This window comes from Pseudomonas kielensis (genome assembly GCF_030505375.1).
In the GTDB taxonomy this organism is placed as follows: domain Bacteria; phylum Pseudomonadota; class Gammaproteobacteria; order Pseudomonadales; family Pseudomonadaceae; genus Aquipseudomonas; species Aquipseudomonas kielensis.
Genome location: NZ_CP130043.1, coordinates 4,901,150 through 4,922,358 on the forward strand (window position 1 = coordinate 4,901,150; position 21,209 = coordinate 4,922,358).

The 21,209-nt window shown below is 62.0% G+C and carries 22 protein-coding genes and 2 pseudogenes; 10 read left to right on the forward strand and 14 right to left on the reverse strand.

Annotation, left to right across the window (positions count from 1 at the left end; genetic code table 11):
• Positions 1–5: 5 nt before the first annotated feature.
• From fapE to Q1W70_RS27360, 10 genes and pseudogenes are all read right to left on the reverse strand, one after another.
• Positions 6–761 (reverse strand): fibril amyloid subunit FapE, encoded by a 756-nt coding sequence (gene fapE, locus Q1W70_RS22800; RefSeq protein WP_166589535.1) that lies wholly within the window; start codon positions 759–761, stop codon positions 6–8.
• 47 nt (positions 762–808) lie between these two features.
• Positions 809–1,489: a fibril amyloid maturation endopeptidase FapD gene (gene fapD, locus Q1W70_RS22805; protein WP_166589654.1), complete on the reverse strand. Its 681-nt coding sequence runs from the start codon at positions 1,487–1,489 to the stop codon at positions 809–811.
• A gap of 64 nt (positions 1,490–1,553) precedes the next feature.
• Positions 1,554–2,531 carry an amyloid-like fimbrin subunit FapC gene (fapC, locus tag Q1W70_RS22810; RefSeq protein WP_166589536.1) on the reverse strand — a complete coding sequence of 326 codons (978 nt, stop codon included), beginning with the start codon at positions 2,529–2,531 and terminating at the stop codon, positions 1,554–1,556.
• Between the two features lie 64 nt (positions 2,532–2,595).
• Positions 2,596–3,174 (reverse strand): fibril amyloid subunit FapB, encoded by a 579-nt coding sequence (fapB, locus tag Q1W70_RS22815; protein ID WP_166589537.1) that lies wholly within the window; start codon positions 3,172–3,174, stop codon positions 2,596–2,598.
• A gap of 1 nt (position 3,175) precedes the next feature.
• Positions 3,176–3,622: a functional amyloid chaperone FapA gene (fapA, locus tag Q1W70_RS22820; RefSeq protein WP_182340444.1), complete on the reverse strand. Its 447-nt coding sequence runs from the start codon at positions 3,620–3,622 to the stop codon at positions 3,176–3,178.
• Positions 3,623–3,977: 355 nt separating this feature from the next.
• Positions 3,978–4,502, reverse strand: coding sequence for an AAA family ATPase (locus Q1W70_RS22825; RefSeq protein WP_182340442.1), 525 nt, complete (start codon positions 4,500–4,502; stop codon positions 3,978–3,980).
• Complete coding sequence (pnuC, locus tag Q1W70_RS22830) at positions 4,499–5,062, reverse strand: nicotinamide riboside transporter PnuC (protein ID WP_302098008.1); 564 nt, start codon at positions 5,060–5,062, stop codon at positions 4,499–4,501. Before pnuC ends, Q1W70_RS22825 begins: the two co-directional genes overlap by 4 nt.
• Before the next feature lie 85 nt (positions 5,063–5,147).
• Entirely contained in the window at positions 5,148–5,882 is a 735-nt protein-coding gene (locus tag Q1W70_RS27350; RefSeq protein WP_371927826.1) for a methyl-accepting chemotaxis protein, read from the reverse strand.
• A 171-nt stretch (positions 5,883–6,053) separates the two neighbouring features.
• Positions 6,054–6,173: pseudogene (locus Q1W70_RS27355) on the reverse strand (HAMP domain-containing protein); the annotation flags it as partial.
• Between the two features lie 112 nt (positions 6,174–6,285).
• A pseudogene (locus tag Q1W70_RS27360) lies at positions 6,286–6,783 on the reverse strand (cache domain-containing protein); the annotation flags it as partial.
• Positions 6,784–7,075: 292 nt separating this feature from the next.
• On the opposite strand from Q1W70_RS27360, the gene Q1W70_RS22840 reads away from it, so the two are divergent.
• Together Q1W70_RS22840 and Q1W70_RS22845 are read left to right on the forward strand one after the other, a co-directional pair.
• Positions 7,076–7,906, forward strand: a complete 831-nt coding sequence (locus Q1W70_RS22840; protein WP_166589542.1) for an undecaprenyl-diphosphate phosphatase — start codon at positions 7,076–7,078, stop codon at positions 7,904–7,906.
• Entirely contained in the window at positions 7,903–8,307 is a 405-nt protein-coding gene (locus Q1W70_RS22845) for a DUF1294 domain-containing protein (protein ID WP_232534530.1), read from the forward strand. Before Q1W70_RS22840 ends, Q1W70_RS22845 begins: the two co-directional genes overlap by 4 nt.
• Here the strand turns inward: Q1W70_RS22845 and Q1W70_RS22850 are convergent.
• Together Q1W70_RS22850 and Q1W70_RS22855 are read right to left on the reverse strand one after the other, a co-directional pair.
• On the reverse strand, positions 8,304–8,648 hold the full coding sequence (locus Q1W70_RS22850; RefSeq protein WP_166589655.1) for an MmcQ/YjbR family DNA-binding protein: 345 nt from the start codon (positions 8,646–8,648) through the stop codon (positions 8,304–8,306). The genes Q1W70_RS22845 and Q1W70_RS22850 overlap by 4 nt on opposite strands.
• 11 nt (positions 8,649–8,659) lie before the next feature.
• A complete protein-coding gene (locus Q1W70_RS22855; RefSeq protein ID WP_302098010.1) occupies positions 8,660–9,568 on the reverse strand; it encodes a LysR substrate-binding domain-containing protein in 909 nt (302 codons plus the stop codon).
• A 127-nt stretch (positions 9,569–9,695) separates the two neighbouring features.
• Here Q1W70_RS22855 and Q1W70_RS22860 point away from each other — a divergent pair, with 127 nt between their 5' ends.
• The gene (locus Q1W70_RS22860; protein WP_166589544.1) at positions 9,696–10,307 is read left to right on the forward strand and encodes an FMN-dependent NADH-azoreductase; all 612 of its coding nucleotides are present in this window, start codon (positions 9,696–9,698) and stop codon (positions 10,305–10,307) included.
• Between the two features lie 188 nt (positions 10,308–10,495).
• Complete coding sequence (locus Q1W70_RS22865; protein WP_166589545.1) at positions 10,496–11,545, forward strand: alpha/beta hydrolase family protein; 1,050 nt, start codon at positions 10,496–10,498, stop codon at positions 11,543–11,545.
• Positions 11,546–11,553: 8 nt separating this feature from the next.
• Here the strand turns inward: Q1W70_RS22865 and Q1W70_RS22870 are convergent, their stop codons facing one another.
• Positions 11,554–12,744 carry an MFS transporter gene (locus Q1W70_RS22870; RefSeq protein ID WP_166589546.1) on the reverse strand — a complete coding sequence of 397 codons (1,191 nt, stop codon included), beginning with the start codon at positions 12,742–12,744 and terminating at the stop codon, positions 11,554–11,556.
• Between the two features lie 215 nt (positions 12,745–12,959).
• On the opposite strand from Q1W70_RS22870, the gene Q1W70_RS22875 reads away from it, so the two are divergent.
• From Q1W70_RS22875 to Q1W70_RS22900, 6 genes are all read left to right on the forward strand, one after another.
• Positions 12,960–13,976: an AraC family transcriptional regulator gene (locus Q1W70_RS22875; protein WP_166589547.1), complete on the forward strand. Its 1,017-nt coding sequence runs from the start codon at positions 12,960–12,962 to the stop codon at positions 13,974–13,976.
• Positions 13,977–14,392: 416 nt separating this feature from the next.
• On the forward strand, positions 14,393–16,051 hold the full coding sequence (locus tag Q1W70_RS22880) for an AMP-binding protein (RefSeq protein ID WP_166589548.1): 1,659 nt from the start codon (positions 14,393–14,395) through the stop codon (positions 16,049–16,051).
• A 16-nt stretch (positions 16,052–16,067) separates the two neighbouring features.
• On the forward strand, positions 16,068–16,829 hold the full coding sequence (locus Q1W70_RS22885) for an SDR family NAD(P)-dependent oxidoreductase (protein ID WP_166589549.1): 762 nt from the start codon (positions 16,068–16,070) through the stop codon (positions 16,827–16,829).
• Between the two features lie 12 nt (positions 16,830–16,841).
• The gene (locus tag Q1W70_RS22890; RefSeq protein WP_166589550.1) at positions 16,842–18,035 is read left to right on the forward strand and encodes an acetyl-CoA C-acyltransferase; all 1,194 of its coding nucleotides are present in this window, start codon (positions 16,842–16,844) and stop codon (positions 18,033–18,035) included.
• Between the two features lie 9 nt (positions 18,036–18,044).
• On the forward strand, positions 18,045–19,172 hold the full coding sequence (locus Q1W70_RS22895) for an acyl-CoA dehydrogenase (RefSeq protein ID WP_166589551.1): 1,128 nt from the start codon (positions 18,045–18,047) through the stop codon (positions 19,170–19,172).
• Between the two features lie 15 nt (positions 19,173–19,187).
• Positions 19,188–19,961 carry an enoyl-CoA hydratase gene (locus Q1W70_RS22900; RefSeq protein ID WP_166589552.1) on the forward strand — a complete coding sequence of 258 codons (774 nt, stop codon included), beginning with the start codon at positions 19,188–19,190 and terminating at the stop codon, positions 19,959–19,961.
• Positions 19,962–20,057: 96 nt separating this feature from the next.
• On the opposite strand, the gene Q1W70_RS22905 is transcribed toward Q1W70_RS22900, so the two are convergent.
• Positions 20,058–21,209, reverse strand: coding sequence for an acyl-CoA dehydrogenase family protein (locus Q1W70_RS22905; RefSeq protein ID WP_095171480.1), 1,152 nt, complete (start codon positions 21,207–21,209; stop codon positions 20,058–20,060).

The window sequence follows — 21,209 nt, forward strand, 5'->3', positions numbered from 1 at the left end:
GTAGTTCAATATCCCATGTTGCGTAGGCCTTTGAGCTGGCTGAGGTTGCAATCCAATGCGCCAGGACTTGGCCCGTTGTTATTGAGAACTACGTTGAGTTGAGTCAAGTTGTTCACCACGTTGCTGTTGCCCAGCAGCCGGGTGTTTTGCAGCAGCCCACCCTGGGCGACCTGCTGCAGGGCGTTGCCCTGATTGTTGTTGGCCGAGATGGCCATCTGAATGCCGCCGCTGGCGGCTGTCACGGCGATCGAGCCGGCACCGTTGCTAGCATTGATGGTGTTACCCGCGGTCAGTACCTGGCTGCCCGCAGGCGCAGTGAGCGGCGCCGGGGCGCTGGAGGCTTCTTTGACGTTGATGCCGATATCGTTGTAGGCACTGTTACCATCGCCTGCTGCACGCACGGTCTGGGTGATGCCCTGGGTGGTGCTCAAGGCGCTACCACCGATCACGTTGCCGGTGCCTTGTTGTGGCGTATGACCACCTTGGCCCGGCACATTCACGGTAGACACATAAAACTCGGGTTTGACCGTCGAGGACTGAATCTGAAGGGTGCTGGAAGCACCGATGATGTCGCCACTGGCATTGCGCCAGGTACTGCTCATGACCACGCCAAAGCTGATAATCCGACCGGGCATGACGTAACGGCCGCGTAGCTGCGCCAGTTCTGAGTCTTTGATCTCTATCGGGGTAAAGCTTGCGTAGGTGAGCGTCGGAAAGCTCGCAGCCAAGCATGCGGCGACCACCCAATGTGAAGTTTTCATCTTCGGCTCCTGGAGCGTCCAGCTGCTCCTTTATCTTTTTTGAGCGCCTAGAAGAAATCGCTCTGAATAAACCCGAAATCCATAAGTTCGGCATCTTTGACAGGGTTGAAGTTATCCAGTTTGTTCTTGGCAGTCAGCGGCGTCGGTGGGTCGAGCAAGGCGTTGGCCTTGTCGTAGCCGGGGCCGATGATGGCAAACACAATGCCGTTCCAACCTTTGACAAAGTCTTCGTGTGCGTAACGTTTGTGGCCCAGGACCGGATCACCGATGTACACCCAGTCTTTTTCTGCCCGCTGTAACACCACGAAGTGCTTGTAACCACGAATGTCCATCAGAACCACTACGGGAATCGTGACCGCTTCCAGTTTTTCCGGAGGGATCCGGTAGCCCCGGGCACGCATGCCGATGCTTTCTATGTAGCGCTTCATGTCCAGCATGGAAAAGCCCTGGGTTCTCACCAGGTCCTGGTCAGCGTTGACCAACATGCCTTTGATGACGTGCTCTTCATCGACATCCAACCAGTAAGCCTGGCGTAACACCGTTGCCAGCGCGGCAGCGCCACAACTGAAATCGGTTTTTTGTTGGACCAGGTCGGCGAATTTGCGCTCGCGCAGGCTTTGCACGTCCTTGTAAACCATAACGCCGCCGGGAAGGGCGGCCACTGGCATCTGTGCGGCCTGAGTCAGGCCAGACAGGCAAAGCAACAGTGAGAGGGCAGCAACACGCATGGTCGATACGCCTTGTAGGGTCTGAAGAAAAGCCCCGTTGCCGGGGCTTCCTTGGTCTTCGCAGTTAGAAGCTGTTGCCGCCTGGGCAAGCTTTGCAGCCTGCAGCGATGGACAGCGAGTTGCTTTGTTGGTTGCCCACGCCTGCTGCAACGTTGGCACCGCCGTTACCCGAGAAGCCGTTCATGGAACCGGTCATCGAAGCATTGTTCACCACTGGGTTTTTCCAGCCATCTTTGGTCAGCACTTGCTGAGTCCAGTAGCCAGCCAGCTCGATACTTCCTTGTTCTTTGAAGGTGAATTTCTGATCTTTGTTGCCGCCGCCGCCATAGCGATCGTCGTCGTCATGACCACCTTTGCCACCGTCAATGGTGCCGTAGCCGGTGCCTTTGTAGCTGCCGTTGGCTTTGAAGCTGCCTTTGAGGTCAACCACTTTGGTCACGCGATCAGCTTTGTTGTCGACATCCAGGCCGGTGGAGGTCTGGTTGGCCGCAGCAGCCGCGGTGGCTATACGACCGGCCGATACAGCAATGGCCAGGTTGTTTTTCTGTTGGTTGAAGTCGCCAGCAGCCACGTTGACACCAATGTTGCCGGAGCCGTTGTTGGCTGAGTTGTTAAGCGTAGCGTTGTTTTGGGTGGAGTGGTTTTTTACATAGTTGTCGGTATTGGTTTGCGTGGCGCTGGAGATTGCAACGGCGCTGCCGAAGATGAATTTTTCATCGGCGGTGGCGATGGCCGCAGCGTTGTCTTGTTGGTTGCCAGTACCGGCTGCAACGTTGGCGCCCATGTTGCCGTTGGAGCCATTGAGCGAGCTATCGGCCTTGGCGTTGTTTTGGGTGCCTTGGTTGAGCACGCTGTTGTCGCTGCTGTCCTGTACGTCCAGGATCGCGGCGCCAGCACCGGCGGTGATGGACAGGATCTGATCCAGGGTTGGACCTTGTGGTTTAGTAGGATGATGACGTTTGCCGCCATCGGCCTGAGCCGCCATTGCCATGACCGCTGCCAGAGCGAAAACCAGTGGTTTCAGAGCTGTTGTAGGTTTCATGGTGTTTCTCCGTGCTTATTAGTTGGTTAAGTGTTGGTACTTGTCTAATCGCACTGCGGTTGGGTCAGTCAGCGACCCGGATGCTCAGGGTGTTAGCCATTCGGTTCCCCACCCCTGCACTCTGGTTCACCTGAATCACTCCTCGGCTGCCGGTGAAGGCCTGGTCGCTGGTAACGACCTGGCGGCTGCCTTGCGAAGTGCCAGTTGCTCCTGAGTCTGGTAACAGCGCCACGTTCTGTTGGGACAGGACGCTGTCGTCGATGCTTTGCGGTACCGCGCTAACGCTGATCCGCATGGCATTGATCATCTGGTTGTTGGCGCCGGCCGACTGGTTGACTCCCAGTGCGCCGTTGCCGTTACTGAATGCGTTGCCGGTGATGGCACTGGTTGCGTTCATCGAGCGGTCGGCAGGCGTGGTGATGGTCTGGCGCAGGTTGCCGCTGGCCGAAGCCTCGGTACCGATCGCAATGGCGCGGCTGTTGACCTGTTGTTGCTGGTCGCCGGCGGCCTGGTTCATCATCATGTTGCCTTTGTAGTTCGCCCCGGAGTTGCTCAGGGTCGCGTTGTTCACTGCATTGACACCGGAGTCGGCCATCGCACAGGTACTGCCCAGCAGGGCAATGAAGATCAGGGTGCGCTTCATCTCATTTCCCCATGTTGGTCAAAGGCGACAGGCCGATATTGATGGTGCGAGTGATGGTGCCGGAGATCGCATTGCCACTGCCGCCGCCGTGTCCGGCTGACATGCCGGGCAGACCATTGGGGTTGGTCAGCACGTTGATCCCGGCGCCACTGTTGGGGTTGGGTACAACGTTTTGATTGATGACCCGGTAGCCACTGTTGATGCCGGCAAAGTCGCCGTCACTCAGTTCGTGGTTGGTGGCCTGTACCACTCGATCGGACGGGTTGGCGTTGACGGTGGTGGGGTAGGGGTCTTTGGCGAAAGGTTGTCTGCCGATGGCGCGAGGCTGGACGTCACGTTGAAGCACGATGACGCCATTACCCTCTGCCTGGACCGGCAAGCTGAGCACGGAGCTCAGTGCGCATCCGAACATCAGCAGGCGGGTAAAGCCTTTATCGTAATTCTCCATGTCGGCACTCCTTATCTTCTATCGCTGGCCCTGTCAGCGTTGTCAGGGAGAGAGCAGAAGCCGTGCCGCTTTTGGTTTTCTACATAGATTCAACGACTTGGCGATTCGAGCGGACAATGACCGGTCAGCACTGTATCAAGCGTGAGACAGGGGACCCTGCCGGCGCATGGCAGCAGGCGTTGTAACGCTCTGGAACAAGGGGTGTGGCGCAGCTGTATCAGCGGTGTAACAGTGCGCGTGACAAGGCCGTGAACCCCCTGATACCGGCTGTTACGCCGTATGGATGTGTTTCAGGAATGGACACTTGTGCCCCGAAACCGGGGTGAAACGGGGGAGAGAAGGCTGGTTCAGGGGGTCAACTCTTGAGCAATTGCTCTACCGCCGCGAATGCCAGGCGGCGCCGTTGGGCCCAGTCGCCCTCGACAATCTGCAGCGTGCGCTCGTGCTGCTGCAACCAATTGCGGGTGGCTTCGAAGAACGCCAGGCGTTGCCCCAATTGTGGTTGGCAACGTTGGCCGTCGTCGGTCCAGGCCACGACTTCCGGGGACAGCAACAGGTGCAGGTCGTAGTGGCGGGCGAGCAATTGATCCTCGATCCAGGGCGGGCAGTCGCCAAACAGGGTCTGGCTCCAGAGCATATTGCTCAGCAAGTGAGTATCGAGAATCAACAAGGCCGGCTGTTGCGCGCGGGCGCCATCCTCCCAGTCGAGTTGCCCCCGGGCAATCTGCGGGATGTCGGCCAGGCAGGTATCACGCGGGTTCTGTTCGATGAAGTAGCGCACATACTCACCCACCAGCAGCCCACCGAAATGCCTGTGCAGCTCGGCCGACAACCAGCTCTTGCCGCTGGACTCGGGGCCGGTCAGGACCAGCACCTTCATGTGCGCAGCGCCGGATCGGCTCGCCATTCGCGCAGGCCATGGACCGCCAGCAGGGTAAACAGCGCGTAGAGGGCCGCCGTCAGGTACAGGCCCTTGTAGAGGAACAGCCCGACGAAGATCACATCCACGGCGATCCACAACGGCCAGCACTGCACGCGCTTTTGCGCCATCCACCACTGGGCCACCAGGCTGAAGCCGGTCAACGCGGCATCCAGCCAGGGCTGCGCGGCATCGGTCCAATGGTCCATGGCCGCACCCAGCAACAGACTGCCAACGGCCCCCAGGGCCAGGTCGCGCACCACTCTGGGAGTGCCCAGGCGTGTGACCTTGCGCCCTTGGTGGCTGTCGCCGCCGCGGGTCCACTGTCTCCAACCGTACAGCTGCAAACCGGCGTAGATCACCTGCAGCAACATGTCCGAGTAGAGTTTGACCTCGAAAAAAATCCAGCTGTAGAGCAACACCATGACCAGGCCGATCGGCCAGCACCAGGGATTCTGTTTGACTGTCAGCCAGACGGCGATCACGCCCAGCGTGGCGGCAAACAGTTCAAGCCCGGACATGGCGGTTCCTTGGGGAAGTCGGAGAGGGCGCCGATTGTACAGCAGGGCCGCACATCAAGGGCTCTCTCCCACAGGATTCACGCCACTACACCCGAAACTGCCTGAGCAGCCCATTGAGCTGCTCGCTGAGTGCTTTCAGGTGCACGCTCGCCGCACTCGATTGCTGCGCCGCCAGGGCGGTGCTGTGGGAGAGGCCGGCGGCCTGGGTCACGTTCTGGTTGATGTCTTCGACCACATGGGCCTGCTGCAGGGTGGCGCTGGCGATGGACGCGTTGAGGCCATTGAGGTTGTGCAGCGCCTGGCCGATGGCATGCAGGCTGGCACCGGCAAGCCCTGCCTGTTCAATGGTCAACTGGGAGGCGCGGCTGCTGTCGCCGATCACCTGCACGGCCGCCTCCGAATGGTTCTGCAGGCGCTCGATCATTGCCTGGATCTGCGCGGTGGATTTCTGCGTGCGCTGCGCGAGCAGGCGCACCTCGTCGGCCACCACGGCAAAACCGCGGCCCTGCTCGCCGGCCCGGGCCGCTTCGATGGCGGCGTTGAGGGCCAGCAGGTTGGTCTGCTCGGCGATGGAGCGAATCACCTCCAGCACGCTACCGATCTGTGTGCTTTCGCTGGCCAGGGTACGAATCACTTGCACCGCCTGTTCGATGGTGGCGGACAACTGGTCGATCTGCTGCAGACTGCCGTCAATGTTGACCTGGCCCTGTTGCGCCTGCGCCTGGGCGTCGCGCATTTCGCTGGCCGCGTGCTCGGCATTCTTGGCGACATCCTGTACGCCGTAGGTCACTTCATTGATGGCGGTTGCCACCAGTTCCATCTGTTGCGACTGCTGCTGGCTGCGGGACTGGGCTTGCGCTGCGTTATCACCCAGGTCCGTGGAGGATTGGTCCAGGGCACTGGCCGAGACCTGCAGCTGGCTGATCACCCCGCGCAGTTTGGTGGTGAAGGCATTGAAGTGCCTGGCCAACTCGGTCACTTCGTCCTGGCCGTGGGTGTCGAGGTTGCGGGTCAGGTCGCTTTCGCCGCTGGCGATGTTGGCCATGGCGTCCACGGCCTCCTGCAGCGGCCGCACAATGCTGCGGGCAATCAGCATCACCAGCAGGGCCATCAGCGCCGCAATGCCCAGGCCCACCAGCGAGGCTTCTGCTACCTGGCTGCGGAACTCGAGACTGCATGTCGTCGATGTAGACGCCCGAACCGATCACCCAGCCCCAGGGTTCGAACAGCTTGACGTAGGAGGTTTTCTGCACCGGGGTACTGGCGCCAGGTTTGGGCCAGCGATAGTCGACCATCCCCGCGCCCTTGGCCTTGGCGATGGCCACCATCTCGTTGAACAGGGCAAAGCCGTCCGGGTCCTTGATCGCCGACAGGTTCTGGCCGTCCAGCTTGGGGTTGGTGGGGTGCATGACCATCACCGGGGTCAGGTCATTGATCCAGAAGTAGTCACTTTGCTCATAACGCAAGCCACGGATCACGCTCAGGGCCTGCTGCTGCGCTGCTTCGCGGGTCAGGGTGCCGGCGGTTTCCAACTGCCGGTAGTAGTCCAGCACGCCGCTGGCCGCTTCAACCACATGGCGGGTCTTTTCTGCCTTGGCCTGATACAGGTCGTCGTGAATCTGCTTGAGCATCAGCAAACCCAGGGCCAAGAGCATCAGCACAGCCACTACCAGGATGAGCCACAACCGCCGGCTGATCGACATACTGCGCAAGCTGTTCATAGTGCGTCACTCCAGGTTCTTATTCTTGTCATCAACCAGCGCCAGCATAAAGACATGCTTTTGCCACTACGCCAATGCGACTGAAGTCCTATGACGGCGCAGCGCCGAGCGGGCATGTCTGATAGGATTTCGGCCGCGCACGGTAAAACCTGAATCCGTGCTGATTTTTCACAGGATTTTTACCGGTTCCGGTAGATCCTGTACGCCTTGCCATTCAGCTACGCTGAGCGCAGTGAACACCAAAAAAACTAGATAACGTGGCATGCCTGGGGCATCGCTTCATGGGGGATTGATGGATCTTTGGACGGCCATACAGGCGTTGATTCTTGGGGTTGTAGAGGGGCTGACCGAGTTCTTGCCGATTTCCAGTACCGGGCACCAGATTATCGTGGCGGACTTGCTCGATTTTGGTGGCGAGCGGGCGATGGCATTCAACATCATCATCCAGCTCGGGGCGATTCTGGCGGTGGTCTGGGAGTTTCGCCGCAAGATCCTCGACGTGGTCATTGGCCTGCCGACCCAGCGCAATGCGCAGCGCTTCACCGCTAACCTGCTGATTGCCTTCCTGCCGGCGGTGGTGCTGGGGGTGATTTTCGCCGACCTGATCCACCATTACCTGTTCAACCCGATCACCGTGGCCACGGCCCTGGTGGTGGGCGGGGTCGTGATGCTCTGGGCCGAGCGTCGCCAGCACAGCGTGCGCGCCGAGACAGTCGATGACATCACCTGGAAAGATGCACTGAAAATCGGCTTCACCCAGTGCCTGGCGATGATCCCGGGGACCTCGCGTTCCGGCTCGACCATTATCGGCGGCCTGCTGTTCGGCCTGTCGCGCAAGGCGGCTACCGAGTTCTCGTTCTTCCTGGCCATGCCGACCATGGTCGGCGCCGCGGTGTACTCGGGCTACAAGTACCGTGACCTGTTCCAGGCCTCGGACCTGCCGGTGTTCGCTGTGGGTTTTGTCACTGCGTTCATTTTCGCGATGATCGCGGTCAAGGGCCTGCTGAAATTTATCGCCAGCCATAGCTACGCAGCGTTTGCCTGGTACCGGATTGCCTTCGGTTTGTTGATCCTGGCGACCTGGCAGTTCGGCTGGATCGACTGGGCGGCGGCCAAGGCGTGAACGCTCACAGCAACGGCGGTGCCATCCAGCATCCGCGGCTCAAGGGCCTGATCTTCCTGGCCCTCTGCGCCTTGCCGCTGTTCGGTGCCAGCCTGCTGTGGCTGCGCGGTGGGTCGCCATTGGCGCTGGCAGCCTACGGCGTGGTCAGCGTCGTGGCGTTCCTGCTGTACTGGGCCGACAAGCGCAAGGCCCGCGCCGAGCAATGGCGTACCCCGGAAAACGTCCTGCATGCGGTGGAACTGGCGGGCGGTTGGCCGGGGGCCCTGCTTGCCCAGCAAGTGTTCCGCCACAAGACCCGCAAGGTGTCGTTCCAGGTTGTGTTCTGGATCATCGTGCTGGCGCACCAGGTGTTCTGGATCGACCAGTTGTTTCTCGGTGCCGGTTTTTTCCGCCTGTTTTAAAGCAGCAAGCCGACCTGCAGCCGCTTGGGCAATTTGCTCACCACCAGTTGGTGGGAGCGTTGCAACAAGCCCTGCAGCTCTGCGGTTCCTAGCGGGTAGGGGAGCTGCATGATGATCCACTGGGCGCGCGCCAGATAGGGCGCCGGCCCTATCCCCGGGCGGTCGACGTGGCCCAGGAACAGCTCCTTGTCCACCTTGAACGCCAATGAGTCGCCCCGCAGGTTCTGCAGGGCGAACATCTTGTTGCCCGCGACCGAAAACACCCGCACGCCACCCCATTTGTAGTCTTCCCGGGCCCCGGGCAGGGTCAGGCAGAAATCGGCGACCTGTTGTTCGCTCATCACCTTGGCCTTCATAGCAGTCGGTCTCCACAGCTTTTGAATGATTCAGTCAGATGGTCGATCCAGGCCCGCACCGCCGGCAACACGCCGCGCCGATGGGGATAGACCGCCTGCAGCCAGCCACCGGGCAGCGACCATTGAGGCAGCAGTTGCACCAGCGTGCTGTCGGCCAGTTCCTGTTCGCAATACAGCATCGGCAAAATGGTGAAGCCCAGCCCGGCGAGGGTGCAGGCCTTGCGCACGACAAAGTCATCGATGCCCAGGCGCGCCTCCAGGCTCAAGTCGCAACTGTGCCCGTGCTCGTCGAGCATGCGCAAATGCACCAGGCGGTCGGCTTCCAGGGCACCGAGCACTGGCACATTCTTGAGGTCGTCTGGGTGGTTGATCTGGCGCTCGCGCAAGAACGCCGGGGTCGCGACGATCACCGTTTGCGCCTGGCGCAGGCGGCGGGTCACGAGGAAGGGGGCCTCGTCGCCCAGCTCGCGGACCCGCAAGGCCACATCTATGCCTTCGGTGACCAGGTCGACCCGGCGGTTGAGCAGTTGCATCTCCAGTTGCACCTGGGGGAAGCGCTCCAGAAATGTGCTGATCACGCTCGGCAGGAACTCATGGGCCAGGCCCACCGGGCACGACACCCGCAGGCGGCCACGCGGCTCGCTGGTCATGCTGGCCACGGCTTCGTCGGCCATCTCCGCTTCCAGCAACATGGCCTGGCAGTGGCGCAAGTAACGTTCACCCACCGCCGTCAGCTTCAGTTGTCGAGTCGTACGCTGCAGCAGGCGCGCGCCCAGGCGCTCTTCAAGCTCGGCGATGCGCCGCGACAGCCGCGACTTGGGAATCCCCAGCAACCGCCCGGCGGCGGCGAAACCGCCGGCTTCGACCACTTTGGCAAAATAGTAGAGGTCATTGAGATCTTGCATGGCGGGCTCGATTGTCCTATCAGTGGGACGAACTATCACATTGTTGCTGGCTAATCGTCCATTGGATTCACCTGTAGGATTGTCTCAACTTGATCGCCCGGTGGCGATCCTCACTTGGAGATCCCACATGAAACTTCTGCATATCGATTCGAGCATTCTTGGCGACAACTCCGCTTCCCGTCAGTTGAGCCAGGGTGTGGTCCAGGCCTGGTTGGCCGCCGACCCGGCCACCCAAGTGACCTACCGCGACCTGGCCAGCGATGCCATCAGCCATTTTTCCGCCGCGACCCTGGTCGCCGCCGGCACCTCCGCCGAACTGCGCAACGCCGCGCAACAGCACGAGGCCGAGCTGAGCGCTTCGACCCTGGCCGAATTCCTTGCCGCCGACGCGGTGGTGATTGCCGCACCGATGTACAACTTCACCATCCCCACCCAGCTCAAGGCCTGGTTCGACCGTATCGCCGTCGCCGGCCAGACGTTCCGCTACACCGAGGCCGGCCCTGAAGGCCTGTGCGGCAACAAGAAAGTGGTGGTGGTGTCGACCGCCGGCGGCCTGCATGTCGGCCAGCCAACCGGTGTCGGCCATGAAGAGTACTTGAAGGTCATGCTCGGTTTCATGGGCATCACCGACATCGAGTTCGTCCGTGCCCACGGCCTGGCCTACGGCGATGACGTACGCAGCAAAGCCATGAGCGATGCCCAGGCACACATCAGTGAGCAGCTGTTCGCCGCGGCGTAAAGCTTGCGTCAACCACTGGACTGCGCGCTTTGATCGAGAGTAAAACGGTCAAGGCGCGCAGTTTTTTTGTGTCCGCTTAAAAAAGGGCTCGTGCAGCGTGACACTGGCCCGGGTTATGCAGCGTTGGTTTACCAGCAGCGTGCTGAGTACGATATTTCTACCAATCGGGTAACAAGGTGAGGCCTGCCATGTCGCGTCTGTGGGCGCTGTTACTGATTTGCCTGCTGGGCAGCCTGAATTCAGTGCACGCCGCACCTGGATTGACGCCACATTGGAGCGTCGGTTACCACTCCTTGAGCTTTCTCGACCCGCTGGACCTGCAACCCATGTCCGCCATCGCGTTTTATCCTTCGACGGGCATCGAGCACCCCAGCTTGCTGGAGGGTTATCAGATCCAGGCAACGCAGGATGCCCGGGTCGCCATCGGCCGTTTCCCGCTGCTGATGTTGTCCCACGGCAACACCGGCACGCCCCTGGCCCTGCACGACCTCGCCACGGCGCTGGCGCGCAAGGGGTTTGTGGTGGTGGCGGTGATTCATCCCGGTGACAACTCCAAGGACCACAGCCGCCTTGGCACCTTGAGCAACCTGTACGGGCGCCCGATCCAGATTTCCGAAGCCATCACTGCCACGCTGGCCGACCCGTTGCTGGCGCCGTTCGTCAATCCCGGGCAGGTCGGGGTCATCGGCTATTCGGCGGGCGGTGAAACCGCATTGATTCTGTCCGGGGCCACGCCCGACCTCGACCGCTTGCGCCGCTACTGCCTGGAGCGCCCAGAGGATCGCGACGCCTGCAACACCCAGGGCGAACTGATCGTCGACCGTGACGACCTGCAACCGGTCGCCGATCCACGGGTCCACGCCTTGATGCTGATGGCGCCTTTGAGCCTGAAGTTCGGCCGGCACACCCTGGCAGGAGTGCATGTGCCGGTGCTGCTCTACAGCGGTGATGGCGACAAGCTGGTGGCTGTGGACAAGAACGCGGCGGCCCTGGCACGCAAGCTGCCGGTCGCGCCGGACTTCAAGCTGCTGGCCGGGGCCGGGCACTTTGTGTTCATGGCGCCGTGTAGCGCCGAACAGCGGCTGGCCATGGCGGCCCTGTGCACCGATGCCGATGGCGTCGACCGCGAAGACATTCACCGCAACCTGATCAGCGAAGCGGCCGCATTTTTCTCCCGAACCCTGGGCAAACCCAGCCGGGCCGGGCTACAGACTGTCAGCGAGGAACATGGGTCCTGACGCCGTGGCTAGCCCTGCAGGCTCCTGCGCTTGAGCAGCAAGGTCAGGCCCAGGCCGCTGATCGACAACAGCGCTGCACCAAAGAAGATCCACGAATACCCCAGGTTCAACGCCACGGCCCCCATCAAGGGACCGGCGATCGCTAGCGCCAGATCGAAGAACACCGCGTACGCGCTCAAACCGGCGCCGCGACTGCTGCTCGGCACCTGCTTGATGGCCTCAACGCCAAGGGCTGGATACACCAGCGACAGGCCAAACCCGGCCAGTCCGGCGCCAATCAGGGCCACGGTCGTCGAAGGGGCCAGCCACAGCAGCGCCAAGCCTAGCGTCTCGATGCTCATGCAGGCAATGGCCGAACGGTAGCCGCCGAAGCGGTTGATGCAGGAGATGAACAACAGCCGCGCGAGAATGAAACACAGGCCAAACACCGTCAGGCAGTAGGCCGCGCCGGTCCAGCCGCGACTGACATAAAACAGGGCGATGAAGGTGGTCAGGGTGCCGTAGCCGATCGAGGCCAGGCTCAGGCTGGCGCCAAAGGGCGCGATACGGCCGAACACCGACCAGAAGGGCAGGCGTTCGCCACGAATCACCGGCACCGAGGGTTTGTTGCGAATCAGCAGCAAGGCGGCCGCTGCCAGCACGGCCAGGGCAATTCCCAGGCTGGCGAAACCCCAAGCGTCGATCATCACCACCCCGAGTGGGGCGCCGATGGCAATCGCGCCATAGGAGGCAATGCCGTTCCAGGAAATCGAACGCGCCGTGTGTTCCGCGCCGACCTGGCCCATACACCAACTGATGGTGCCGACGCCGATCAAGCCCTGGGCGACCCCCAACAACAACCGGCCGCCGATCAGGATGCCCAGGCTTAGCAGTGGCAGACTCTGCAACAGGGTCGAGGCCAGGGTCAGCAGGCCGCTGAGCAGGATTCCCAGCAGTCCATAGACAATGGCGCGCTTGGTGCCGACGCTGTCGCACATGCGCCCGGCCATGGGCCGGCTGAGCAGGGTGGCCAGGTACTGCGAGCCAATGGTCAGCCCGGCCACCACCGCACTGAACCCCAGCTGATCGTGGACATAACCCGGCAGCACCGCAATTGGCAGGCCGATGCAGATAAAGGCAATAAAGGTGTAGAACACGATGGAGACGATCTGCAGGGTGATCGCCATGGAACTGACGGGGGGTGTTTGCTGCGCAGACATGGGAGCTCGTTCGCGGGCGGGCAGTACCCTGCATCATGGCGCGCGACTGAGATAAAAGAAAGCAGGCTAACGGTATAGGTGTGTGGGGTTGAGCTTGCTCGCGAAGGCGCTGTGTCAGGCACCTTCGATGTTGCCTATTCTGGCGCCATCGAGGGCCAACTGGCCGGCCGGTACGTTAAGATGGCCGTCAAATAAAAACCGGGTCGCCACGCTTTATGTCGGAAAAAGACACCATCTCCATTCACCTGGTGCGCGAAGCGCTGTTGCAAAGCTGTGAGCCGGGTGCCGCCAGTCACGAAGTGCTGCTCAAGGTCGGCATCGAGCCGCGGTTACTGGAGGAGGCTGACGCCCGGGTACCGGCCACCGCATACGCCCGGCTGTGGCGCCTGCTGGCTCGCCGCCGCGACGATGAATTCTTCGGGATGGACCCGCGCCAGCTGAAATCCGGCAGCCTGGCCTTTCTCTGCCAGTGCGCCATGGCCCAGCCGACGCTGGCAGCGGGACTGAACAGCGGCCTGGGCTTTCTGTCACTGATGCTCGAGCGCCTGCCGGCGCAACTGGTGCACCAGCAGAGCCTGGCGGAAATTGTCCTGCTCGAAGACGACCCGCAACCGCGCCGCGCCTTCACCTACTTCACCTACTGGATGATCGTCCATGGCGTGGCCTGCTGGCTGGCGGGGCGGCGGATTCCGATCCTGGCCATTGAACTGCGGTGCGCCGAGCCGCCGTTCTGCGACGACTACAAGGTGATGTTTTCCGAGAACCTGCGATTCGACCGGCCACGGACCCGGATGATCTTCGCGGCCGACTGCCTGGACCTGCCGCTCAAGCGCAGCGTGCAAGAGCTGCAGCGCTTCCTGGCCCATGCTCCGGCCAACATCCTGGTCAAGTACCGCGACCCCCAAAGCCTGGCCAGCCGCATCAAGCACGACTTGCGGCACCTGCCGGCGCACACCTGGCCGGAAACCGAAAGCCTGGCGCAACAGCTGTGCATGTCGGCCTCGACCCTGCGCAGGCGCCTGGCGGAGGAGGGACAGACCTACCAGGGCTTGAAAGACAGCGTGCGCAAGGAACTGGCGATCGTCTGGCTGGCCGAACCCGCCATCAGCTTCAGCGATATCGCCGCCCGCCTGGGGTTTGCCGATACCAGCTCGTTCTACAAGGCGTTTCGCAAGTGGTCGGGGTCCAACCCGGGGCACTACCGCAGCCTGATTCTCAGCGATGCCGATTGAGTCGGTTCTAGCGTGTCCTTATATGGCTATCGCGGTGGGGGGATTAGGTGGAGTACATATCCGGTTCTTTGGTAACGGCCTCCTATGGTTCCGCTTTTACAGCGGCTTACTTTTGCGCTCTCAAAAGTGAGCCGCTGTAAGAGCGGAACCCCTATCGGCCATTACCGCAAAAATGGATATGTACTCGGTCCAATCCAACTTCCTGGTCGGCCCACAGGCGCAACATCGCACCACAGTTGTGTAGATGCCTATGCCGGCCGCGATAGCGCCGTCAAGTCACACAGAACCGCCCCCTTGGCCAAAGCAGTCAAGCAACTTGAAGGCTTTGACCATTGTCCCGCGCCGCCTGTGGAGCGAGTATTTCGAGGATTTTGTAGGTTCCCCCAACCCAATAAAAACACCAAGGGATTCTGGCAATGCGCGATTACCTGTCTGCGACTTCACAGTTCAACTATCAGCACACGGTCGATGCGGCACTTCATGGTTCGCTGACGGCACTCAATGCCTGTGTCGAGTGCTGCGACCGGCATGCCTTGCCCGGGCGCATTGCCTTGTTCTGGGAGGGGCGCGACGGCGCAAGCGCCACCTACACCTTCAGCGACTTGCAGGACAAGGCCGCGCGTTTTGCCAACTTCCTCAAGGCCCAGGGCGTGAAGCGGGGCGACAAGGTCGCCGGGCTGTTGCCGCGCAACGTAGAACTGCTGATCGTGGTGCTCGCTACCTGGCGCATCGGCGCGGTCTATCAGCCATTGTTCACCGCCTTCGGCCCCAAGGCCCTGGAACATCGCCTGGGCACTTCCGGCGCGGCCGTGGTGGTGACCGATGCGACGAACCGGCCCAAACTCAGCGAAGTGCCCGACTGCCCGACCATCGTCACGGTCACTGGCAACAAGGGCCAGGGCCTGGTCCGCGGCGACTTCAGTTTCTGGGCGGAACTGGCCAATCATTCCAATCAGTGCGAACCGGTGTTGCTCAGCGGTGAAGACCCGTTCCTGCTGATGTTCACCTCGGGCACCACCGGCCCGTCGAAAGCCTTGTACGTGCCGCTCAAGGCCCTTGTCGCCTTCCAGAGCTACACCCGCGACGCCGTGGACCTGCGCCCGGAAGATGCTTTCTGGAACGTCGCCGATCCCGGTTGGGCCTATGGCATCTACTTTGGTGTGGCCGGCCCGTTGGGCATGGGTCACCCGATCACGTTCTACGACGGCCCGTTTACCCTGGAAAGCACCTGCCGGGTGATCAACAAGTACGGGATCACCAACCTGACCGGCTCGCCGACCGCCTACCGCCTGCTGATTGCCGGCGGCGACGAATTCGCCCGTAGCATCAAAGGCAAGCTGCGCATTGTCAGCAGCGCCGGCGAACCGCTGAACCCGGAAGTGATCCGCTGGTTTGCCGACAACCTCGGCGTGGTGATCCACGACCATTATGGCCAGACCGAACTGGGCATGGTCCTGTGCAACCACCACGGCCTCGAACATCCGGTGCATGTCGGTGCCGCCGGTTTTGCTTCGCCGGGCCACCGCATCGTGGTGCTGGACGACAACTACAACGAATTGTCCGTTGGCCAGCCCGGGATCCTGGCGATCGATCGCAGCCAGTCGCCGATGTGCTGGTTCCCCGGCTACGACGGTGCGCCGACCAAGGCCTTTGTCGGCAACTACTACCTGAGCGGCGACACGGTGGAGCTGAACCCGGACGGCAGCATCAGCTTCGTCGGTCGCAGCGACGACGTGATCACCACCTCGGGTTACCGGGTCGGCCCGTTCGATGTCGAAAGCGCATTGATCGAGCACCCGGCGGTGATCGAGGCGGCGGTGGTCGGCAAACCCGACCCGGAGCGCACCGAACTGGTCAAGGCCTTCGTCGTGCTCGGTGGCCAGTACCTGGCTTCGCCGGCGCTGGCCGAGGAATTGCGCCAGCATGTGCGCAAGCGCCTGGCCGCGCATTCCTATCCCCGTGAAATCGAATTTGTCAGCGACTTGCCGAAAACCCCAAGCGGCAAATTGCAGCGCTTTATCTTGCGCAACCAGGAAATCGCCAAGGCTCAAGAGGCCGCGGTCAACAAGGCTTGAATCCAAGGAAACAACGATGCAGATCGAAAACAAGGTTTTTATCGTCACCGGCGGTGCGTCGGGACTGGGTGCGGCCACTGCTGAACTGTTGGTCGCCGCTGGCGCCAAGGTGATGCTGGTGGACATGAACGCCGCAGCAGTCGCAGCGCAGGCCGAGCGCCTCGGCGCCCACAGTGTGGTCGCCGACATCAGCAACGAAGAAGCTGCCCAGGCTGCGGTACAGGCCACGGTAGCGGCGTTCGGCGGGCTCAACGGCCTGGTCAACTGCGCCGGCATCGTGCGGGGCGAAAAGATCCTTGGCAAAAACGGTCCACACGCCCTGGGCAGTTTCAGCCAGGTGATCAACGTCAACCTGATCGGCAGCTTCAACATGCTGCGCCTGGCGGCCGAGGCGATTGCCCAGGCCAGCCCGGACGCGGACGGCGAGCGCGGTGTGATCATCAACACCGCCTCGGCGGCCGCCTTCGACGGCCAGATCGGCCAGGCCGCCTATGCCGCATCCAAGGGCGCGATCGCCAGCCTGACCTTGCCGGCGGCCCGTGAACTGGCGCGCTTCGGCATCCGTGTGATGACCATTGCCCCGGGCATCTTCGAAACTCCGATGATGGCCGGCATGACCCAGGAAGTGCGCGATTCGCTGGCCGCCGGCGTGCCATTCCCGCCACGCCTGGGCAAACCAGGCGAGTACGCAGCGCTGGTCAGGCATATCATTGAAAACAGCATGCTCAACGGTGAGGTGATCCGTCTCGACGGTGCCTTGCGCATGGCCGCTAAATAAGGAGTCATGAACATGACCACTCACAACGATCCGATTGTCATCGTCAGCGCCGTGCGCACCCCCATGGGCGGTTTCCAGGGTGATCTCAAGAGCCTGACGGCGCCCCAACTGGGCGCCGCCGCCATTCGTGCGGCGGTCGAGCGCGCGGGCCTGTCCAGCGACGCCGTGGAAGAAGTGCTGTTTGGCTGCGTACTGCCTGCCGGTCTCGGCCAGGCCCCGGCACGCCAGGCCGCATTGGGCGCGGGCCTGGACAAATCGACCCGCTGCACCACCCTGAACAAGATGTGCGGTTCGGGCATGGAGGCGGCGATTCTGGCCCACGACATGCTGCTGGCCGGCAGCGCCGAGGTGGTGGTGGCCGGTGGCATGGAAAGCATGTCCAACGCCCCGTACCTGCTGGACCGCGCCCGTAGCGGCTACCGCATGGGCCACGGCAGCGTGATCGACCACATGTTCCTCGACGGCCTGGAAGACGCCTACGACAAGGGGCGCCTGATGGGCACCTTTGCCGAGGATTGCGCCCAGGAACACGGCTTTAGCCGCGAGGCCCAGGACGCCTTTGCCATCGCCTCGACCACCCGCGCCCAGCAGGCGATCGAGGACGGCAGCTTCACGGCCGAAATCGTCCCGCTGCAGGTCATGGTCGGCAAAGAGCCAAAAACCATCACCAACGACGAACAACCGCCCAAAGCCAAACTGGACAAGATCGCCAGCCTCAAGCCGGCCTTCCGCGAAGGTGGCACGGTGACCGCTGCCAACTCCAGTTCGATTTCCGATGGTGCCGCGGCCTTGGTCCTGATGCGGCGCAGCGAGGCGCAAAAACGTGGGCTCAAGCCCCTGGCCGTGATTCATGGCCATGCCGCGTTTGCCGACACCCCGGGGTTGTTCCCGGTGGCTCCGGTGGGCGCGATCCAGAAGCTGATGAAAAAAACCGGCTGGTCGCTGGATGAGGTTGATCTGTTCGAAATCAACGAAGCCTTTGCGGTGGTCAGCCTGGTCACCATGACCAAGCTGGACATTCCCCACAGCAAGGTCAACGTGCATGGCGGAGCCTGCGCCCTGGGTCATCCAATCGGCGCTTCGGGCGCGCGGATCCTGGTCACGCTGCTCTCGGCCCTGCGCCAGAAAGGCCTGAAACGTGGAGTGGCGGCCATCTGCATCGGCGGCGGCGAAGCCACGGCCATGGCCGTTGAATGCCTGGATTAAGGATTCCCTATGCTGCCCAATGACGAACAACTACAGATCAGCGAAGCGGCCCGGCAGTTTGCCCAGGAACGCTTGAAACCGTTCGCCGCCGAGTGGGATCGTGAACACCGTTTCCCCAAGGAAGCCATTGCGCAAATGGCCGAGCTCGGGTTCTTCGGCATGCTGGTCCCCGAACAGTGGGGCGGCTGCGACACCGGTTACCTGGCGTACGCCATGGCCCTGGAGGAAATCGCCGCGGGCGATGGCTCCTGCTCGACCATCATGAGCGTGCACAACTCGGTAGGCTGTGTACCCATCCTCAAGTACGGCACCGATGAGCAGAAGGCGCGTTTCCTCACGCCACTGGCCAGCGGGGCGATGCTTGGCGCCTTTGCCTTGACCGAACCCCAGGCCGGCTCCGATGCCAGTGGCCTGAAAACCCGCGCCCGACTCAATGGCGACCACTATGTGCTCAACGGCTGCAAACAGTTCATTACCTCCGGGCAGAACGCCGGGGTGGTGATTGTGTTTGCGGTGACCGATCCGAGCGCCGGCAAGCGTGGGATCAGTGCCTTTATCGTGCCCACTGATTCGCCTGGCTATAAGGTTGCACGAGTCGAGGACAAGCTCGGCCAGCATGCTTCCGACACCTGTCAGATCCTGTTCGAGGACGTCAAGGTGCCCGTGGCCAATCGATTGGGGGAGGAGGGCGAGGGTTACCGCATTGCCCTGGCCAACCTGGAAGGCGGCCGGGTCGGGATCGCTTCGCAGTCGGTGGGCATGGCCCGTGCCGCGTTCGAGGCCGCCCGTGATTACGCCCGTGAGCGGGAAAGCTTCGGCAAACCGATCATCGAGCATCAGGCCGTGGCGTTCCGTCTGGCCGACATGGCCACGCAGATTGCCGTTGCCCGGCAGATGGTGCACTACGCCGCCGCCCTGCGTGACAGCGGCAAGGCAGCCCTGGTGGAAGCGTCGATGGCCAAGCTGTTTGCCTCGGAAATGGCCGAAAAGGTCTGTTCGTCCGCCTTGCAAACCCTCGGCGGTTACGGTTATCTGAGCGACTTCCCGCTGGAGCGTATCTACCGCGATGTGCGGGTGTGCCAGATCTACGAAGGCACCAGCGATATCCAGCGCATGGTCATTTCGCGCAATCTTTGAACAAGGAACCCTTGCATGAGTTACGAAACGATTTTGTTGGAAATCCAGGGCCGCGTGGGCCTGATCACCCTCAATCGCCCACAGGCATTGAACGCCCTCAACGCACAGATTGTCAGTGAGCTGAACCATGCGCTGGACGGCCTGGAAGCCGACCCGCAGATCGGCTGCATCGTCCTGACCGGCTCGAAGAAAGCCTTCGCCGCCGGTGCCGACATCAAGGAAATGGCTGAGCTGACCTACCCGCAGATCTACCTGGACGACCTGTTCAGCGACAGTGACCGCGTGGCCAACCGCCGCAAGCCGATCATCGCCGCCGTCAACGGTTTTGCCCTGGGTGGCGGTTGCGAGCTGGCCTTGATGTGCGACTTCATCCTGGCAGGCGACAACGCCAGATTCGGTCAGCCGGAAATCAACCTTGGCGTCCTGCCGGGCATGGGGGGCACCCAGCGCCTGACTCGCGCGGTGGGCAAGGCCAAGGCGATGGAAATGTGCCTCAGCGGTCGCCTGATCGATGCGGTGGAAGCCGAGCGTTGCGGCATCGTGGCGCGCATCGTGCCGTCGGATGAGCTGCTGGATGAAGCGCTGAAAGTCGCGACCCTGATCGCCAGCAAGTCGCTGCCGATTGCCATGATGACCAAGGAGAGCGTGAACCGCGCCTTCGAAGTCAGCCTGTCCGAAGGCGTGCGTTTTGAACGCCGGGTCTTCCACGCGGCCTTCGCCACCCAGGACCAGAAAGAAGGCATGGCGGCGTTTATCGCCAAGCGTGCGCCGGAGTTTGTCGGTCAGTAATCCTGGGTTTTGACGGTCACCATCGCGGGCAAGCCCGCTCCCACAAAGCATTGAAGAGCTTGTGGGAGCGGGCTTGCCCGCGATGGGTTCAGGGTTTTACAGCAGGTAGTTCTTCAATTCCCGCGCAATCACCATCCGCTGGATCTCACTGGAACCTTCGTAGATCTGGGTGATCCGCGCATCGCGGTAGTAGCGCTCCACTGGATAATCTTCCAGGTAACCATAACCACCGTGGATCTGGATGGCCGAGGAGCAGACCTTCTCGGCCATTTCCGAGGCAAACAGCTTGGCTTGCGAGGCTTCGGACAGGCAGGGTTTGCCGGCGCTGCGCAGGCGTGCGGCGTGGAGGATCAACAAGCGGGCGGCGTTCAGCCGGGTGTGCATGTCGGCCAGCAGGTTGGCGATGCTCTGGTGCTCGATGATCGGCTTGTCGAACTGCACCCGGTCGCGGGCGTAGGCCAGGGCTGCTTCAAAGGCTGCGCGGGCAATGCCCAGGGCCTGGGCAGCGATGCCGATGCGCCCACCTTCGAGGTTGGACAGCGCAATCGCCAGGCCCTTGCCACGTTCACCCAGCAGGTTGGCTTCGGGGATGACGCAGTTGTTGAGCGTCACCGCGCAGGTGTCGGACGCACGGATGCCCATCTTGTGCTCGCTGCGGTCGACGATGAAGCCCGGGTTGTCGGTGGGTACCAGGAACGCCGACAGGCCTTTCTTGCCCAACTGCGGGTCAGTAACCGCAAACACGATCGCCAGCTTCGCCCGCTTGCCGTTGCTGACAAATTGCTTGGCGCCGTTGATCACCCACTGGCCATCGCGCAGTTCGGCGCGGGTGCGCAGGTTGTGCGCCTCGGAACCGGCCTGGGGTTCGGTCAGGCAGAAGCAGCCGATGGTCTGGCCGCTGGCCAGGTCCGCCAGCCAGGTCTGCTTTTGGGCCTCTGTACCGTAGTTCAACACCGGCCCGCAGCCCACCGAGTTGTGGATGCTCATCAAGGCCCCGGTCGCGCCGTCGCCGGCGGAAATCTCTTCCACTGCCAGGGCATAGGCAACGTAGTCGACATAGGTGCCGCCCCATTCCTCGGGCACCACCATGCCCAGCAGGCCCAGTTCGCCCATCTTCGCCACCAGGGCGTCGTCGATCCAGCCAGCCTTTTCCCACGCCTGGGCATGGGGTGCGATCTCGCCGCGGGCAAAGTCCCGGGCCATGTCGCGGATCATCACTTGTTCTTCGCTCAGTTCGATGTCGTGCAT

Excerpts from the sequence above, each read along its gene's own strand:
- Q1W70_RS22885 (WP_166589549.1), top strand. The coding sequence starts at position 16,068 with ATGCAGATCGAAAACAAGGTTTTTATCGTCACCGGCGGTGCGTCGGGA.
- Q1W70_RS22865 (WP_166589545.1), top strand. The coding sequence starts at position 10,496 with ATGTCGCGTCTGTGGGCGCTGTTACTGATTTGCCTGCTGGGCAGCCTG.
- Q1W70_RS22905 (WP_095171480.1), bottom strand. The coding sequence starts at position 21,209 with ATGCACGACATCGAACTGAGCGAAGAACAAGTGATGATCCGCGACATG.
- Q1W70_RS22840 (WP_166589542.1), top strand. The coding sequence starts at position 7,076 with ATGGATCTTTGGACGGCCATACAGGCGTTGATTCTTGGGGTTGTAGAG.
- Q1W70_RS22870 (WP_166589546.1), bottom strand. The coding sequence starts at position 12,744 with ATGTCTGCGCAGCAAACACCCCCCGTCAGTTCCATGGCGATCACCCTG.
- pnuC (WP_302098008.1), bottom strand. The coding sequence starts at position 5,062 with ATGTCCGGGCTTGAACTGTTTGCCGCCACGCTGGGCGTGATCGCCGTC.
- Q1W70_RS27350 (WP_371927826.1), bottom strand. The coding sequence starts at position 5,882 with ATGGAACTGGTGGCAACCGCCATCAATGAAGTGACCTACGGCGTACAG.
- Q1W70_RS22825 (WP_182340442.1), bottom strand. The coding sequence starts at position 4,502 with ATGAAGGTGCTGGTCCTGACCGGCCCCGAGTCCAGCGGCAAGAGCTGG.
- fapB (WP_166589537.1), bottom strand. The coding sequence starts at position 3,174 with ATGAAGCGCACCCTGATCTTCATTGCCCTGCTGGGCAGTACCTGTGCG.
- fapA (WP_182340444.1), bottom strand. The coding sequence starts at position 3,622 with ATGGAGAATTACGATAAAGGCTTTACCCGCCTGCTGATGTTCGGATGC.
- Q1W70_RS22850 (WP_166589655.1), bottom strand. The coding sequence starts at position 8,648 with ATGAGCGAACAACAGGTCGCCGATTTCTGCCTGACCCTGCCCGGGGCC.
- fapD (WP_166589654.1), bottom strand. The coding sequence starts at position 1,489 with ATGCGTGTTGCTGCCCTCTCACTGTTGCTTTGCCTGTCTGGCCTGACT.
- Q1W70_RS22895 (WP_166589551.1), top strand. The coding sequence starts at position 18,045 with ATGCTGCCCAATGACGAACAACTACAGATCAGCGAAGCGGCCCGGCAG.
- fapC (WP_166589536.1), bottom strand. The coding sequence starts at position 2,531 with ATGAAACCTACAACAGCTCTGAAACCACTGGTTTTCGCTCTGGCAGCG.
- Q1W70_RS22860 (WP_166589544.1), top strand. The coding sequence starts at position 9,696 with ATGAAACTTCTGCATATCGATTCGAGCATTCTTGGCGACAACTCCGCT.
- Q1W70_RS22875 (WP_166589547.1), top strand. The coding sequence starts at position 12,960 with ATGTCGGAAAAAGACACCATCTCCATTCACCTGGTGCGCGAAGCGCTG.
- Q1W70_RS22890 (WP_166589550.1), top strand. The coding sequence starts at position 16,842 with ATGACCACTCACAACGATCCGATTGTCATCGTCAGCGCCGTGCGCACC.
- fapE (WP_166589535.1), bottom strand. The coding sequence starts at position 761 with ATGAAAACTTCACATTGGGTGGTCGCCGCATGCTTGGCTGCGAGCTTT.
- Q1W70_RS22880 (WP_166589548.1), top strand. The coding sequence starts at position 14,393 with ATGCGCGATTACCTGTCTGCGACTTCACAGTTCAACTATCAGCACACG.
- Q1W70_RS22900 (WP_166589552.1), top strand. The coding sequence starts at position 19,188 with ATGAGTTACGAAACGATTTTGTTGGAAATCCAGGGCCGCGTGGGCCTG.
- Q1W70_RS22855 (WP_302098010.1), bottom strand. The coding sequence starts at position 9,568 with ATGCAAGATCTCAATGACCTCTACTATTTTGCCAAAGTGGTCGAAGCC.